The organism is Streptomyces sp. NPDC050619, assembly GCF_040654815.1.
Taxonomy (GTDB): domain Bacteria; phylum Actinomycetota; class Actinomycetes; order Streptomycetales; family Streptomycetaceae; genus Streptomyces.
This window is the reverse complement of record NZ_JBFAIR010000009.1, coordinates 19024-34424: the sequence shown is the minus strand read 5'-3', so window position 1 is coordinate 34424 and position 15401 is coordinate 19024. Positions and strand designations below refer to the sequence as shown.

General features: G+C 70.6%; 10 protein-coding genes and 1 pseudogene. 6 read left to right on the top strand and 5 right to left on the bottom strand.

Features of this window, described 5'->3' with window-relative positions:
* Positions 1-164 precede the first annotated feature (164 nt).
* On the bottom strand, positions 165-1694 hold the full coding sequence (locus AB0I77_RS16695; protein WP_363283287.1) for an MFS transporter: 1530 nt from the start codon (positions 1692-1694) through the stop codon (positions 165-167).
* 86 nt (positions 1695-1780) lie between these two features.
* Between AB0I77_RS16695 and AB0I77_RS16690 the strand changes: the two genes are divergently transcribed.
* The gene (locus AB0I77_RS16690; protein ID WP_363283286.1) at positions 1781-2197 is read left to right on the top strand and encodes a MarR family transcriptional regulator; all 417 of its coding nucleotides are present in this window, start codon (positions 1781-1783) and stop codon (positions 2195-2197) included.
* 279 nt (positions 2198-2476) lie between these two features.
* Here the strand turns inward: AB0I77_RS16690 and AB0I77_RS16685 are convergent, their stop codons facing one another.
* Positions 2477-6388 carry a glycoside hydrolase family 2 TIM barrel-domain containing protein gene (locus tag AB0I77_RS16685; RefSeq protein ID WP_363283285.1) on the bottom strand — a complete coding sequence of 1304 codons (3912 nt, stop codon included), beginning with the start codon at positions 6386-6388 and terminating at the stop codon, positions 2477-2479.
* 260 nt (positions 6389-6648) lie between these two features.
* Here AB0I77_RS16685 and AB0I77_RS16680 point away from each other — a divergent pair, with 260 nt between their 5' ends.
* The gene (locus AB0I77_RS16680; RefSeq protein WP_363283511.1) at positions 6649-7398 is read left to right on the top strand and encodes a response regulator transcription factor; all 750 of its coding nucleotides are present in this window, start codon (positions 6649-6651) and stop codon (positions 7396-7398) included.
* Positions 7399-7417: 19 nt separating this feature from the next.
* Here AB0I77_RS16680 and AB0I77_RS16675 read toward each other — a convergent pair.
* Positions 7418-7761 (bottom strand): annotated as a pseudogene (locus AB0I77_RS16675) (LuxR C-terminal-related transcriptional regulator).
* Between the two features lie 255 nt (positions 7762-8016).
* Between AB0I77_RS16675 and AB0I77_RS16670 the strand changes: the two are divergent.
* Genes AB0I77_RS16670 through AB0I77_RS16660 form a run of 3 tightly spaced genes read left to right on the top strand, consistent with a single transcriptional unit; the run spans position 8017 to position 10696 of the window.
* On the top strand, positions 8017-8952 hold the full coding sequence (locus tag AB0I77_RS16670) for a zinc ABC transporter substrate-binding protein (protein WP_363283284.1): 936 nt from the start codon (positions 8017-8019) through the stop codon (positions 8950-8952).
* A complete protein-coding gene (locus AB0I77_RS16665; protein ID WP_363283283.1) occupies positions 8952-9818 on the top strand; it encodes an ATP-binding cassette domain-containing protein in 867 nt (288 codons plus the stop codon). Before AB0I77_RS16670 ends, AB0I77_RS16665 begins: the two co-directional genes overlap by 1 nt.
* Positions 9815-10696: a metal ABC transporter permease gene (locus AB0I77_RS16660; protein ID WP_363283282.1), complete on the top strand. Its 882-nt coding sequence runs from the start codon at positions 9815-9817 to the stop codon at positions 10694-10696. Before AB0I77_RS16665 ends, AB0I77_RS16660 begins: the two co-directional genes overlap by 4 nt.
* A gap of 27 nt (positions 10697-10723) precedes the next feature.
* On the opposite strand, the gene AB0I77_RS16655 is transcribed toward AB0I77_RS16660, so the two are convergent.
* On the bottom strand, positions 10724-12163 hold the full coding sequence (locus tag AB0I77_RS16655) for an NAD-dependent succinate-semialdehyde dehydrogenase (RefSeq protein ID WP_363283281.1): 1440 nt from the start codon (positions 12161-12163) through the stop codon (positions 10724-10726).
* A 37-nt stretch (positions 12164-12200) separates the two neighbouring features.
* Entirely contained in the window at positions 12201-13475 is a 1275-nt protein-coding gene (locus AB0I77_RS16650) for an aminotransferase class III-fold pyridoxal phosphate-dependent enzyme (RefSeq protein ID WP_363283280.1), read from the bottom strand.
* 225 nt (positions 13476-13700) lie between these two features.
* Between AB0I77_RS16650 and AB0I77_RS16645 the strand changes: the two genes are divergently transcribed.
* A complete protein-coding gene (locus tag AB0I77_RS16645; RefSeq protein ID WP_363283279.1) occupies positions 13701-15389 on the top strand; it encodes a PucR family transcriptional regulator ligand-binding domain-containing protein in 1689 nt (562 codons plus the stop codon).
* Positions 15390-15401 lie beyond the last annotated feature (12 nt).

Genomic DNA, 15401 nt, shown 5'->3' with positions numbered 1-15401 from the left:
GACCCCCTCGGATCGCCAGGCCGACTCGCGCGGCAGCCGCACCCCGTTGAGGCCGACCAGGACCGTGGATCCCTCGTGCCCGGCCACGCCGAGCGGCAGCGGGAGGTGGCCGATCCGGTCCCACAGGACGAGTCCGGTGATGAAGGTACCCGCGTATGGGAGCGTCAGGCGCCGTTCCTGGGCGAGTCGGTCCTGGCACAGTCGCGGCCCGGCACTGTGGTGGCGATCTCCTCTGCCGTGACCGGAGCCGACGGTGCCCCGACTGCCGTGTGTCCTCGTCTGTCGCTGCGCAGGCCGGTCAGTGTGACCAGCAGGCCGGCGAGGGCGATGAGGGTGACGACGACGAGGCCGGGCCGATAGCTGTCCAGGAGCCGGTGCGGCGAGCCGGGGTGGTTGCCCCCGGTCGCCGTGACCGTGGCCGTCACCACCGCCAGGACGACGGCGCCGCCGATCTGGAACGAGCTGTTGAGCAGTCCGGAGACCATGCCCTGTTCCTTCTCGTCCACCGCGTTGGTGGCCTGGATGTTGAGGGAGGGGAAGGTCAGCGTGCACGCCAGACCGAGCAGGAGCATCGAGGGCAGCACGACCGCCGCGTACCGGGGAGTGAGGTCGGCGCGGAGGAACAGGGCGTAGCAGAGGGTCAGCGCGGTGAAGCCGACCGCGATCACCCGGAGGGTGCCGAAGCGGTCGATGACCGGGCCGATCCGGGTGGAGGCGATGGTCACCAGCGCTCCGGCCGGCAGGAAGGCCAGCGCTGTCTGCAGCGCCGACCAGCCGAGCAGGTACTGCATGTACTGGGTGGCCAGGAACTGGAAGCCGACGTAGGAGCCGAAGAAGGCCACGCCGCCCAGATGGGCGCGGATCTGGTTCGCCGAACGCAGCACGCCCAGCCGGACCAGGGGGTGCGCGCTGCGGTGCTCGATCACCACGAACGCCGTCAGCAGCCCCGCGACCAGGGCGAAGCAGAGCAGCGTGCGGGCGGAACCCCAGCCGGCCGCGGGCGCCTGGACGACGGTGAGGACGAGGAGCAGCATGCCCGCCGTACCGGTCAGAGCGCCCGGCAGGTCGTACCCGCCTTTTCGGCTGTTCTTACGGGGGCTGTTGGGGATCAGCCGCAGACCGGCGAGGAGTGCCAGCAGGGCGATGGGGCCGGGCAGCAGCATCGTCCACCGCCAGTTCACCTCGGTGAGCAGGCCCGACACCACGAGCCCCGTCGAGAAGCCGCTGGCCGCGCAAGCGGCGTAGATGCTCAGCGCCCGGTTGCGGACAGGGCCTTCGGCGAACGTGGTGGTGATGATGGACAGGCCGGCGGGCGCGGTGAACGCGGCACTCAGGCCCTTGACGAACCGGGAGACGATGAGCAGGCCGCCGGAGTCGACGAGGCCGCCCAGCACGGAGGCGGCGGCGAACACCGCGAGTGCGACGAGGAAGACCCGGCGGCGGCCCAACAGGTCGGCGGCCCGTCCGCCGAGCAGGAGCAGTCCGCCGTATCCGAGGACGTAGCCGCTCACGACCCACTGCAGGGATGACGTCGACAGGTGCAGGTCGGTGCCGATGGACGGCAGGGCCACGCCGACCATGGAGGTGTCGAGGGAGTCGAGGAACATCGCGGCGCACAGCACCAGCAGCGTCCCCCACTGCCGTCGGTTCCACGCGGTGCTTGGTTCGGTTGCATGGGTGTGCGGAGAGGGCATGGCGGGCACATTACATGCACACTCATTCAATGAACTGTAAAATCCTGCACACGCATGAATCTCCTCGGATCTGGTAGCTTCACGCCATGACCGGTGTCAACGATGAGCAGTTGCTTGTGCGCCAGTGGCGGGAGTTGCTCGCTCTGCACGCATACACCGTCGGCAGCCTCGACCGGGAGCTTCAGCGGTTCGGGCTCGGTGCGAGCGACTTCGAAGTGCTCGACGTCCTCGTCCAGAGCGATTCGGGCGACGATCGCGGACTTTACGTACACGAACTGGCCGACCTCGTTCACCTCAGCCAGAGCGCCGTGTCGCGGCTGGTCGCTCGCCTGACACGGGACGCGCTGGTGACCCGCAAGGAGTGCAGCACGGACCGCCGCCGGGTCCGGGTGATCCTCACCAACGCCGGTCGGGAGCGCCATGGCGAGGCCCGGCCCGTGCAACTCGCCATACTCCGGCAGAAACTGGGCGAGGCTGCGAGCACAACCCCGGCCGGCCACTGACTCCACGAAGGAGTTGGTCGGTGCAGGAGTGGGCGGAGCTGGTCGACGCAGGCGGCGCTGAGTTCCGGCGCTCGTGGGGCGACCAGATCGGTCGCTCTGCGTCATCGAGCAGGCCTACGCCGCCCCGAATCACTCTGACGACAGTGGTGGATGCCAGAAAAGTGGGTCTGTGCGTCGGGGGGCGGGACAGGCGGCTGCGGTGCGGTGGAGGGAGGGCCTGATCGTGCGGGTGTGGCGCTGTGTGTGCTGCAGGCAGAGCGAGCGCCCTCTGCGGGCGCGCTAGCCGGAAAACTCCGTCGCCGTCGGCCGCCGCGAGGCCGTCATCGCCCGGTCGGGGTCGGTCAGCGGTCGCAGTCGGTAGCTGTACGCGTAGTCGCGGTTGGCGAAGAGCTTGTACTCGTCGTGGGTGTGGGCGCCCCAGCTGTTGTCGCCGCCGACGCCCATCTGCCGGTGGTTCAGGCGGAGCACGACCGCCTCGCGCGGAGTGAGCTGGTAGTCGTGGCGTGCCCCGACCGACAGGTCCTCCGGGGTGAAGTGCGAGGCGCTGGCCTCCAGGAGCGGCTCGCCGGACACCAGCAGGCCGACGCCGTCGCGGCCGGTCAGGGCGATCCAGCGGACGTCGGTCTTGTTGCCGTTCTCCTGGGGGCGGATGTAGGACGTCCACTGCCCGGAGACGGTCCCGGAGTACACGCCGACATCGGTGCCGTTGTTGCGGTCCCAGTAGTTCTCCTCGGGGCCGCGGCCGTAGTAGCGCAGGTACTCCAGCCCCGGCGACAGGAACAGCAGACTGCCTACCTCCGGAAGGTACGGCAGGCTCGACGCGCCCGGGTGCAGGGTGTGGTCGACCTTGATCTCGCCGTTGCCGAAGACCGTGTACGTGGTGGTGTACGTCGATTCGACGGTCGTCGGCAGCGTGCCGCCGACCTTGATCTCGACGGCCTTGTCGCGCAGGGCGCGCACACTCACGTCCGTCACCTTGCGGCGCGCGCCCGCGTCGCGCCAGGTCTGGTTGCGGGTGTGCTGGCCGTTGCCGTGGTCGTTGTCGGTGGGCGCCCGCCAGAAGTTGGGCGCGGGGCCGGAGGTGATGAGCCGGGTGCCGCCCGCCTCGTACGACGTGATGGTCCCGCTGCCCTTGTCGACGGTGAGGGAGAAGCCCTTGCCCTTGACCGTGACGGTCGTGCCGGCCTCCGTGTGGCTCAGCGCCGGCACGCTCTCCAGCGGGACTGGAGTCACCGCCGGGCTGCCGGCGTCTACGGGGAGTTGCTCCGCGGCGACCTCGAAACCGGCCTTCGCCCACTGGGTGGCTTCCCTGGTGGTGAAGGACAGGCGCAGGAAGTACTCGGCGCCGGGCGCGGGGGTGGCCGGCACTCGGACCGGCACGGTGATGTCCTTGCTCGTCAGCGGCGGGACGTCGAGCTGGCCGCGGGTCAGCTTCCCGCGCTGCACGACCTTTCCGTCCGCGACAAGTGACCAACCGCCGTCGAACTCACGGAGGTTGGTGAAGAGGTTCTCGTTGGTGAGGGTGACGACTCCGGCGGCGCCGCCCGCGACCGGGGCCACGTTGATCGCCTGGTATACCCGCTTGATCTCGGCCGCCTTGCCGGTGTGGCCGCGGTCGGCGGTGACGATGCCGTCGGCGACGAAGTTCCCGTCGTTGGGGTTGTCGCCCCAGTCGCCGCCGTACGCGAAGAAGGTCTTCTCCTTCGACCGCTTCTCGGTGAGGCCTACGGTGGCCGCGTCGAACCAGAACCGCACGCCCCCGTCGCCGGGTCCGCGGCTGCCGGAGGCCAGTTCGGCGGCGCTCAGGGCGCGGGCGTAGACGCTGGCCCGCCGGATGGTGCCGCTGAACTCCCGCGTGATGTTGTCGACATCGGTGGCGAGCGCCAGGGGTGCGGTGTTGCTGCTCGGGCCCTTGGCGGTGGTGGTTCGCGTGGCCTTGGCCGCGCCGTCGACGTAGAGGGTCAGCGTGCCCGCCCCCGCGTCGAAGACGCCTGCTATGTGGTGCTCCTCGCCGGTCCAGTCGTCCGGCAGCGCCCAACTGGCGGTGATCCACTGGCCGGCGGAGTAGATGAAGAACTCCATGGTCCGGTTGCCCTGCTTCAGGGCGTACTGGGTGTCGCCCTTGGCGATGATCGGCTGGTGATAGCCCGTCACATCGGGGGTGACCCACGCCTCCAGCGTGAGCGAGCCGGTGAGGTCGAGGCTCGGGTCGCGGGCGAAGACGGTGCCGCCCCAGACGCCCTTGGCGCGGTCGAAGCCGCCGCTGGGGGCGATGATCTCGCCGCGCACCTCGGCGGGTCCGGTCTCGGTCAGCAGCTTGCGCGCCGGGGTCGGCCAGCTCAGCGCCTGGTCGACGAAGTCCCAGATCCAGCCGCCCTGGAGGACGTCGTAGCGGCGGATGATGTCCCAGTACTTCTTGAAGTTGCCGTTCGAGTTCCCCATCGCGTGCGAGTACTCGATCATGACGTACGGCCGGGTGTCGGCGGTGTCCTTCGCGCGGGCCTCCACGCGCGCGGGGCTGTCGTACATCTCCGAGCGGATGTCGCTGACCGTGGGGCGGTCGTCGCCCTCGTACTGGATGACGCGGGTGGGGTCGTAGGAGCGGATCCAGTCGTGCATGGCGACGAACGTGCTGCCGCCGCCGGCCTCGTTGCCCAGCGACCAGATGACGACGGAGGCGTGGTTCTTGTCGCGGTGGACCATGTTCTGCGCGCGGGCCACGCACGCCTCGGTCCAGTCGGCGTGGTCGCCGGGGTATTCGTCGCGTATGCCGTGGGTTTCGAGGTTGGTCTCGTCGACGAGGTACAGGCCGTACTCGTCGGCGAGTTCGTACCACAGCGGGTTGTTGGGGTAGTGCGAGGTGCGGACCGTGTTCATGTTCAGCCGCTTGACGATCTCGATGTCCTCGATCATATCCGCGCGGGTGAGGGCGGTGCCTCGGGCGGGGTGCATCTCGTGCCGGTTGGTGCCCCGGAAGGAGACGGGCTTGCCGTTGATGCGCATCAGCCCGTCCTTGAGGGCGAATTCGCGCAGGCCGACGCGGTGCGAGAGGGTCTCGATCACCTTGCCCGCCGGGTCGCGCAGCCGCAGGACGACGGTGTAGAGGTTGGGGTCCTCGGCCGACCAGAGCTTGGGGTCGGGCACGGCTTTCGCCGCCTGTACGGTCGTTTCGTCGCCGGGGCCGAGATCGACGGTCTGCTGGAGCGGCCGGGACCAGACAGGATGCCCGTCGGCGTCATACAGCATCGCGTCGACCGTATACCGCCCACCGGATCCGCCCCCGTAGTCGCGCACGCTCGCGGTGACCGACAGCTCGGCGGCCGTGTAGTCGTCGCTCAGCGGGGTGTCCAGCTTGAAGTCGCGCAGGTGCACGGCTGGGGTGGAGTACAGGTAGACCGAGCGGAATATTCCGCTCAGCCGGATCATGTCCTGGTCCTCCAGCCAGTCGCCGTCGGAGTAGCGGTACACCTCCACCGCGATCTGGTTGGTGCCGGCTTTGAGGTACGGGGTGATGTCGTACTCGGCGGGGGTGAAGGAGTCCTCGTGGTAGCCGGCCAACTCCCCGTTGATCCATACGTAATGGGCGGACTTGACCCCTTCGAAGTGCAGGAACGTCCGCCGTCCCGCCCAGTCGCGGGGGACGGTGAAGGTACGGCGGTACTGGCCGACCGGGCTGTAGCGGGTCGGCGCGGCCGGCGGCTGCGGTTCCTCGCCCAGTCCGTTGGGGCCCCAGTACGGGTAGGTGATGTTGACGTAGATCGGGAAGTCGTAGCCGTGCAGCTGCCATACGGAGGGGACGGGAATGCTGTCCCAGGAGCTGTCGTCGACGTCGGTGCGGTAGAAGTCGGTGTCCCGGTCGTCGGGGCGGTCGGCGTAGGCGAACTTCCACCTGCCGTCGAGGCTTTGCCGGTACGGCGAGCGGGTGCGGTCGCCGGCGAGGGCCTGTCTCACGTCCTGGTACGGCATGAGCGTGGTGTGCGGCGGCTCGGTGCCCAGCCGGAAGACGTCGATGTTGCCGTTCCACTCCGGCGAGCCGTCGCCCGCCGCCGCGCGCCGGCCGGCCGCGTGCGCGGTGGCGGGCGACGCGGACAGGGCGAGCGCGCCGAGGACGGCGGCCGAGCCCTCCAGGAGACGGCGGCGGCTGACGAGCGGGCGGTCGGCGTGAGGCACGTGCGGGTGCGGGTGCGGCATGGCGGGCCTTCCTCGGTACGACGGCGGGGGGCGCGGACTGAGGGTGCGTCAGCCAGGGAACCCTAGAACTTCGCACACAATCGAAGCAATGATCCTGTCGGATTTTGTGCGGTCCTGTTGAGCCACGCACGGCCCACGCATGTGACCCAGAACACAAAGAGAACGATGCCGTTTCGATAGGAGCGGAGCTACTCTGATGACAGCCAAAGAGAACGAAACAGTTTCGTTCAGAGAGAGAGGTGGTACACGTGCACGCCCTCATGTCCCGGCAGGAGGCGCCCGCCGCCCCTCACCCCCAAGCGCAACGCTCCCGTACGACCGCCGTACTGATCGTCCATGACCAGTCTCTGCAACGTCTCGGCCTGCGTCTGCTCCTGGCGGCCCAGCCCGATCTGACCGTCGTCGGCGAAGCGGCGGGCGGCACCGAGGCGGTCCGGCTGAGCGAGCGGCTCCGTCCGGATGTCGTCCTGCTGGACAGCGGCATCGCCGACCCGGACGGCATCGAGACCATCCGTCGCATCACCCGACCCGGCCTCCTTCCCCGGGCCCTCGACTCCGCCCCGGCGGCAGGTCACCGCGCACGCGTGATCATCCTGAGCTCCACCGGCCGCGACGAGTACGCCTACGCCGCCCTGCGCGCCGGAGCCGGCGGACTTCTCCTCAAGGACGCCACCTCCGACGAACTGATCGCGGCCATCCGCGTCGTGGCCGCCGGCGACGCGGTCGTCTCCCCCGAACTGACCCGCGCGCTCATCGACGCCGTCCGCCGAGAGCGCTCCTACGTCACTCCCGCTTCGGAACTCCGGATCGGCAACCTCACCGAGCGGGAACGCGGCGTGCTCACCGCCATCGCCGCCGGCTCGTCCAACGCCGAGATCGCCGAGCTGCTGTCCATCGCCCCGACCACGGTCAAGTCCCACGTCAGCAGCATCCTCACCAAGATCGGTGCCCGGACCCGGGTGCAGGCGGTGGTCTTCGCCTACGAGTCGGGCCTGGTCCGGCCGGTGTGACCCCGACCGGGGTGCCCGGTCAGACGAGTTCGATCAGGCCGAGGCGGACGGCTTCGCTGACGGTACTGGCGCGGTTCTCGGTGCCGAGCTTGCGGTAGATCCGTACGAGGTGGGTCTTGACGGTCGCCTCGGCCAGGCAGCGCGCCCGCGAGGGCCCGGTTGCTGTGCCCCCGCGCCAGCAGCCGTACGACCTCGACCTCCCGCTCGCTCTCTGAGCACCGGTGCCGGCTCGGCCGCGGGCCCGAGGACACGTATCGCGGCCGCCCCGTCGCCGGTCTCGCCGACGACGTCGAAGCCGGGCTCGCCCTCGAGGAGGGCGCGCGGCCCGGCTCGTACGACGGCGTGGTCGTCCACGATCAGGATCCGTAGCGGGAGCCTCGCTCAGCGGGTCGCGCGCGGCGGCCAGCTTGCCGCCCTCTGCGCCTGCGGATTCAACCGTTCGATGCAACGGGCCGCATCCCTGGTGGGTTGGTGGGCTGGTGGGCTGGTGGGCGTCAAGTCTTGGCAATGGTTTTCATATAGACGGGATCCGACGTGGTCTTGACATTCGTTTCCACATAGCGTGTGGCCGTCCCTGCTCTCGCGAACATCACTGTTCCCACCTGCCGTGGAGGCACCATGCCCACGTCCTCGTCCCGGCATCTTGCCCTGATCGCCGGCGCCTCCCTGGCCCTGCTGACAGGCTGCGGCAACTCCTCGGACTCCGGCAGCGGCGGGAGCGGCTCGCAGAGCCCCGTCTCCTCGTCCGCGATCCCGGTCGTCGCCTCGACGAACGTCTACGGCGACATCGTCGAGCAGATAGGCGGCAGCAAGGTCGACGTCACCTCGGTCATCAGCGACCCCGACCAGGACCCGCACTCCTACGAGGCCAACACCCAGAACCAGTTGGCGCTGTCCAAGGCGAAGGTCGTCATCGAGAACGGCGGCGGTTACGACGACTTCATCGACCGGATGCTGAAGAGCAGCAACTCCTCCGCCGAGGTGATCAACGCCGTCAAGGTCTCCGGCAAGACCGCCCCGAAGGGCGGCGAGCTCAACGAGCACGTCTGGTACGACTTCCCCACCGTCGCCAAGATCGCCGACAGCATGGCCGCCGCCCTGGGCAAGGCCGACCCCGGCGCCGCGGCCACGTTCACCAAGAACGCCGACGCCTTCAAGGCGAAGCTGAAGCCGCTGGAGGCGAAGGAAGCGCAGATCAAGAAGGCCCATGGCGGCGAGGCGGTGGCCATCACCGAGCCCGTGCCGCTGTACATGATCGATGCGAGCGGTCTGGTGGACAAGACGCCCGCGGCGTTCAGCGAGGCGATCGAGGAGGGCGACGACGTCTCCCCGAAGATCCTTCAGGACACGCTGGCGCTGTTCAGCGGCAAGGAGGTCAAGGCGCTGGTCTACAACCAGCAGACCTCCGGCCCGCAGACGGAGAAGTCCGAGGCCGCGGCCAAGGCGGCCGGCATCCCCGTCGTACCGGTGACCGAGACCCTGCCGCAGGGCAAGGACTACCTCGGCTGGATGACCGCCAACGTCGACGCGCTCGCGGGCGCGCTGGACAAGTGATGCGGCCAGGCAATGCGCCGGTGCCCCAGGCCCGGCAGGGCGAACCCGGGACCGGCGCGGTGATCAGCCTGCGCGGGGCCGCCGTGTCCTACGGCGAGCGCGTGGTCTGGAGCGGCCTCGACCTCGATGTCCGGCCCGGGGAGTTCCTGGCCGTGCTCGGGCCGAACGGGTCGGGCAAGACCAGTTTCGTCCGGGCCCTGCTGGGCCGGCAGCCGCTGTCGACCGGAACACTGACCGTCCTGGGACGAGCGCCTCGCGAGGCCGCCCGGCACCTCGGTTACGTCCCCCAGCAGGCGGAGGTGTCCGCGCAGGCGATGCTGCGGGCCCGCGATCTCGTGCGCTTCGGGATCGACGGGCACCGCTTCGGGCCACGGCTGCGCACCGGTGCCGTGCGGCGCCGGGTGGACGACATCCTGGAGTCGGTCGGGGCGTCCGCGTACGCCGACGTCCCGCTCAGCCTGCTGTCCGGGGGCGAACGGCAGCGTGTGCGCATCGGCCAGGCACTGGCCACCGACCCGCGCATCCTGCTCTGCGACGAGCCGCTGCTCTCCCTCGACCTGAACCACCAGCGGGCCGTCACCGAACTGGTCGACGCCCGGCGCCGCTCCCACGGCACGGCCGTGGTCTTCGTGACCCACGAGATCAACCCGGTGCTCGGCCTGGTGGACCGGGTGCTGTACCTGGCACGGGGAGGTCACCGCGTCGGGCCCCCGGAGGAGGTCCTGACCTCCGCGTCGCTGTCCCAGCTGTACGGCACGCGGGTCGACGTCGTCCGCGTGCACGGCCGGGTCGTGGTCGTCGGGGCCCCCGACGAGACGGCCGCGCCACCGCATCACGCCCATGAGACCGAGGAAGTCCGACCATGACGCTCGCCGACGGGGTCTGGCAGCAGATCTTCAGCTTCGACAACTACGGCGAACTGCTGGCGCTGGTCCGCAACTCCCTGATCGCCGGGGCCGCGCTCGGTCTCGTCGGCGGGCTGGCCGGGGTCTTCGTCATCATGCGCGACCTGCCCTTCGCGGTGCACGGCATCAGCGAACTGTCCTTCGCCGGAGCTTCGGCGGCCCTGCTCCTGGAGGTGAACATCGTGGCGGGCTCGATCGTCGGCTCGCTCCTCGCGGCCGGCACGATCGGCGTCCTGGGCGCGCGGGCCCGCGACCGCAACTCGGTGATCGGCATCATCATGCCGTTCGGCCTCGGGCTCGGCGTGCTCTTCCTCGCCCTCTACAAAGGGCGGGCGGCCAACAAGTTCGGCCTGCTCACCGGCCAGATCGTCGCCGTCGACACTCCCCAGATGGCCTGGCTGCTCGGCACCTCGGCGCTGGTCGTCGTCGCCCTGGCGGTCATGTGGCGGCCGCTGTCCTTCGCCAGCGCCGACCCGGACGTCGCCGCGGCCCGTGGCGTACCGGTGCGCGCGCTGTCCTTCGCCTTCATGCTCGTGCTCGGACTCGCGGTCGCCCTCTCGGTGCAGGTCGTCGGCGCGCTGCTGGTCCTCACCCTCGTCGTCACGCCCGCCGCGGCCGCCGCCCGTATCACCGCGTCGCCGGTGCTGCTGCCCGTGCTCAGCGTGGTGTTCGCCGTGGTCTCGATCGAGGGCGGCATCCTGCTCGCCCTGGGCGGCAGCATCCCCATCAGCCCCTACGTCACGACGATCTCGTTCACGATCTACGCCGTCTGCCGCCTGGCGGGCGGCTACCGCACCCGGCGGTGGGGAGCCCGGAGGACGGCACCGCGGCCTGCCTGACCGCGGTAGCCGGGTAGCCGGGGTCGATCACCTCACCGGAATCGCGAGGTACTGGTACTCCAGGAATTCGTCGATGCCGACCCGGCCGCCCTCCCGGCCCAGGCCGGACTGCTTGACGCCGCCGAACGGTGCCGCCGGATTGGACACCAGGCCCGTGTTCAGCCCGACCATGCCCACCTCCAGCCGTTCGCTTATGCGCAGGGCGCGGTCCAGTCCCTCCGTGAAGAGGTAACCGACGAGTCCCCAGGGGGTGTCGTTGGCCCGGCGTACCGCCTCGTCCTCGTCGTCGAAGGTGAGGATCGCGGCCACCGGTCCGAAGATCTCCGTGTCCATCAGACGGCTGCCCGGCTCGACGTCGGCGAGCACGGTCGGCGGGTAGAAGCAGCCGGGGCCCTCGGGGGTACGGCCGCCGACCAGCACCCGGGCGCCGCGCTCCACCGCGTCGGCGACGAGTGCCTCGACCTTGGCCCGGCCCGCGGTGTCGATCAGCGGGCCCACGTCGACGCCCTCCCGGGTGCCGGGGCCCACGACCAGCGCTCCCATGCGCGACGCGAGCCGCTGCGCGAACTCCTCGGCCACCGAACGGTGGACGAAGAAGCGGTTGGCGGCCGTGCAGGCCTCCCCCATGTTGCGCATCTTGGCGGTCATCGCGCCGTCCACGGCCGCGTCCAGGTCGGCGTCGTCGAAGACGATGAAGGGCGCGTTGCCGCCCAGCTCCATGGAGGTGCGTACGACGGTGTCGGCGCACTGGGCGAGCAGCAGCCGTCCGACCTGCGTGGAGCCGGTGAAGGACAGCTTGCGGATACGGCCGCCGCGCAGGAGCGGCTCGCAGACCTCTCCGGCCCGCGAGGTGGTGACGACGTTCAGCACACCGTCCGGCAGCCCGGCCTCCTTCAGGATCGCGGCGAGGGCCAGGCTGGACAGCGGGGTCTGCGGGGCCGGCTTGAGGATCATCGTGCAGCCCGCCGCGATTGCCGGGCCGATCTTGCGGGTGCCCATGGCCAGCGGGAAGTTCCAGGGGGTGATCAGCAGGCAGGGACCGACCGGGCGGCGGGTCAGCAGCATGCGGTTGCGGCCGTCGGGCAGGGTGCCGTAGCCGCCCTCGACGCGTACGGCCTCCTCGGAGAACCAGCGGAAGAACTCCGCCGCGTACGCCACCTCACCGCGCGCCTCGGCCAGCGGCTTGCCCATCTCGGCGGTCATCAGGTGGGCGAGCTCGTCGGTGCGGTCGAGGATGATTTCGTACGCGCGGCGCAGGATCTCGCTGCGCACCCGGGGCGCCGTCCGGGCCCACTCGGCCTGCGCCTGGACGGCCGCGTCCTCCGCGAGCCGGGCGTCCTTGGGGCCCGCGTCGGCGACGTGGCAGAGGATCTCGCCGGTCGCGGGGTCGTCCACGGGCAGGGTGGCGCCGTCCGCGGCGTCCACCCAGGCACCGCCGATGAAGAGCTGCTTCGGTACGTCGGTCATGAGGTCTCTCCTGTTGGGTCGGCGGCTGGCGTGGTCGTCATCGGTCCGAGGCCGAGGTTCCCGACGTGCCGGTCTTCACCGCCGCCGCCCACGCCTGGAGGCCCTCGTCCACCGCCGTCTCGTCGATCACGAGTGCCGGGATCATCCGCACCACCTGGTTCCAGGCCCCGCACAGCAGCAGGAGCAGGCCCTCGTCGACGGCGGCCCGCTGCACCCGGGCGGCGGTCTCGGCGTCGGGGGCGCCGTCCTCGGTGACGAACTCGGTGCCCAGCATCAGCCCCAGACCCCGTACGTCCCCGATGGCCGGCGTCCGCTCGGCCACCGCCTCCAGGCCGCGCCGCAGCCGGGCACCCATCGCCTCGGCGTTCTCGACGAGCTTCTCGTCGCGTACGACGTCCAGCGTGGCGCAGGCGGCGGCGCACGCCACCGCGTTGGCGCCGTAGGTGCCGCCCTGCGAGCCCGGCCACGCCTTGCTCATCAGCTCCTCGGAGGCGGCGATGCCGGAGATCGGGAATCCGCTGGCCAGGCCCTTGGCGGTAACCAGGATGTCCGGCGTGATGCCGAAGTGGTCGTGGCCCCAGAAGCGGCCGGTGCGGCCCACGCCCGTCTGCACCTCGTCCAGGATCAGCAGGAAGCCGTGCCGGTCCGCGCGCTCCCGCAGGCCCTCCATGAAGGCGCGGGTCGCCGGCACGTAGCCGCCCTCGCCGAGCACCGGCTCGACGATGATCGCGGCCGTGTCGGCGGGCGAGGAGATCGTCTGGAGCGTGTAGTCCAGCTCCTTCAGAGCGAAACGGGTCGCGGTCTCCTCGTCCCAGCCGTACCGGAAGGCCGTCGGGAACGGGGTGACGACCACACCGCTCATCAGCGGGGAGAAGCCGGAGCGGAAGCGGGTGCCGGAGGTGGTCATGGAGGCGGCGGCCACGGTACGGCCGTGGAAACCGCCGTGGCAGACGAGGACGTTCGGCCGGCCGGTGGCCTGACGGGCCAGCCGCAGCGCGGACTCGACGGCCTCGCTGCCGGAGTTGGTGAAGAACAGGCTGTCCAGACCGGCCGGCAGCACCTCGCCGAGCTTGTCGACCAGCCGCCGCAGCGGCGGGTGCATGACCGTCGTGTACTGGCCGTGGACGAGCGTGGCCACCTGCTCCTGGGCGGCGGCCACGACGGTGGGGTGGCAGTGCCCGGTGCTGGTGACGCCGATCCCGGCGGTGAAGTCCAGGTAGCGGCGGCCGTCCTCGCCGTAGAGGTGGACGCCCTCGCCCCGGACCGCCATGACGGGCGTGGCCTGGCGAAGGTGCGGCGACAGTGCGGTCATGTTCGTCTCCCGGGGCGTGGGTTGCGGTCTACTCCGGCATTTCGAGCATCCCTGCCCGCCCGGACGGCGACAACGCCTGATCTGTCCATCTCGGACGTCGTGTTCGGACGTTGTGTCAACCGTCCCGGGCGCATCGGCCGGACCGGGACCGCCGCGGTGGCCGCAGAGTGGTTCTTGCACAGGTCAACCACTCTTGTCACAGTGTCCGGGCACCAGGGAGGCACCATGAGCGAGAACCCCGAAGGGTCCCGGCCGCCGGTGGGGTCCGGCCCCGACGCCGCCAGGACCGGCCGCCCGCTCACCGTCGCCGACGTGCTGACCCTCCCCGTTCTCGCCGCGGGGCAGCCGCAGGTCGTGGCCGGTGTGACCGGCCTCGACCGGCCGGTCCGCTGGGTCCACATCACCGAGCTGACCGACCCCGCCTCCTTCCTCAAGGGCGGCGAACTCGTCCTGACGACCGGCATGCCCCTGCCCGAGGACCCGGCGGGCGTGCGCCGGTACGTGGACGAACTCGCCGACGTCGGCGCCGCGGCCCTGGTCATCGAACTCGTCCGGCGCTACCACCGCCCGCCCGACCCGCTCGTCCAGGCCTGCCGCACCCGTGACCTCCCGCTCGTCACCCTGGCCCAGGACGTCAACTTCCTGGAGGTCACCCAGGTCGTCCACACCCTCATCCTGGGCAACCAGACGGACGCGATGCGCCGGACCCAGCGCATCCACGAGGCGTTCACCGCGCTGACGCTGCGGGGCGCGGGACCGGAGGACGTGGTGCGCGCAGCGGCCGAGATGAGCGGCCGCACGGTCGTCCTGGAGAACCTGGTGCACCATGCGCTCATCTGCGAGCCCTCCGGCAGCACGGTCGAGGAGGCGCTCACCGACTGGGAACAGCGCTCCAGAGCGCTCCCGCCTGGCCGGGAGGGCTGGCTGGTGGTCCCCGTGGAGTACCAGGGCGAACGCTGGGGTCGCGTGGTCATGCTCCCTTCTGCTTCCGCGACATCCCCGACTTCCGCGACTTCCGCGACTTCCGCGACTTCCGATACTTCCGCGGCCTTCGGATCCGAGGACGTCACCGTCCTGGAGCGAACGGCGATGGCCCTCACCATCGCCCGCCTCATCCACACCACGCCCTGGGAACGAACCGCCCACCGCAGCGCCCTGCGCGATCTGGCCGAACAGCGGCACCGCTCCCCCGAGGACTCCCGTGCCCGCTTCGCGGCGCTGGGTCTGCCCACCGACGGCAGCGATTTCCTCGCGGTGCTGGTGGACACCGGCGTACGCGAGGACCGCGACGACGCCCAGCAGGAGATGCTCCTGTCCCAGGAACTCGGCGCGGCAGGCATCCCGGCCCTCGTCGGCCGGCTGGCCCCCGACCGCCTCGGCATCCTGCTGGCCGTGCGCCCGTCCCACCCCTGGCGGCCCACGGTCGAACGGCTGAGCCGCGATGTGCTGGATCGTGCCCCGGGGGCGATCGTGAGCGTCGGTTCCAAGGTCACGGACCTCTCCGACGCCGCCCGCTCCTTCCGCGAGGCGGCCCGCGTGGCGGAGGCGGCACTGCCCGGCCGGCCCCCGCCCGACGGCAGGTCCTTCCATGAACTGTCCGACGTCGGCCTGCGCCAGCTGCTGTACGCGCTCCGCGAGGACACCCGCGTCCAGGACTACGTCGAACGACTGCTCGGCCGCCTCATCGACCACGACACCCGCCACGGCACCGACCTGCTGACGACCCTGCGCCACTACTTGGAGGCGGCGGGCAACAAGACCACCGCCGCACGCCGCGGCAGCTTGTCCCGAGAGACGATCTACCAACGCCTGCGCACCATCGAGCGACTCCTCGACTGCGACCTCGAATCCGGCGAACGGCGCACCGAACTGCACGTGGCGCTCACCGCACTAGACGTGCTGCGCATCCGCTGACGCCGCACCCCT

Excerpts from the sequence above, each read along its gene's own strand:
- AB0I77_RS16695 (WP_363283287.1), bottom strand. The coding sequence starts at position 1,694 with ATGCCCTCTCCGCACACCCATGCAACCGAACCAAGCACCGCGTGGAAC.
- AB0I77_RS16690 (WP_363283286.1), top strand. The coding sequence starts at position 1,781 with ATGACCGGTGTCAACGATGAGCAGTTGCTTGTGCGCCAGTGGCGGGAG.
- AB0I77_RS16685 (WP_363283285.1), bottom strand. The coding sequence starts at position 6,388 with ATGCCGCACCCGCACCCGCACGTGCCTCACGCCGACCGCCCGCTCGTC.
- AB0I77_RS16680 (WP_363283511.1), top strand. The coding sequence starts at position 6,649 with ATGTCCCGGCAGGAGGCGCCCGCCGCCCCTCACCCCCAAGCGCAACGC.
- AB0I77_RS16670 (WP_363283284.1), top strand. The coding sequence starts at position 8,017 with ATGCCCACGTCCTCGTCCCGGCATCTTGCCCTGATCGCCGGCGCCTCC.
- AB0I77_RS16665 (WP_363283283.1), top strand. The coding sequence starts at position 8,952 with ATGCGGCCAGGCAATGCGCCGGTGCCCCAGGCCCGGCAGGGCGAACCC.
- AB0I77_RS16660 (WP_363283282.1), top strand. The coding sequence starts at position 9,815 with ATGACGCTCGCCGACGGGGTCTGGCAGCAGATCTTCAGCTTCGACAAC.
- AB0I77_RS16655 (WP_363283281.1), bottom strand. The coding sequence starts at position 12,163 with ATGACCGACGTACCGAAGCAGCTCTTCATCGGCGGTGCCTGGGTGGAC.
- AB0I77_RS16650 (WP_363283280.1), bottom strand. The coding sequence starts at position 13,475 with ATGACCGCACTGTCGCCGCACCTTCGCCAGGCCACGCCCGTCATGGCG.
- AB0I77_RS16645 (WP_363283279.1), top strand. The coding sequence starts at position 13,701 with ATGAGCGAGAACCCCGAAGGGTCCCGGCCGCCGGTGGGGTCCGGCCCC.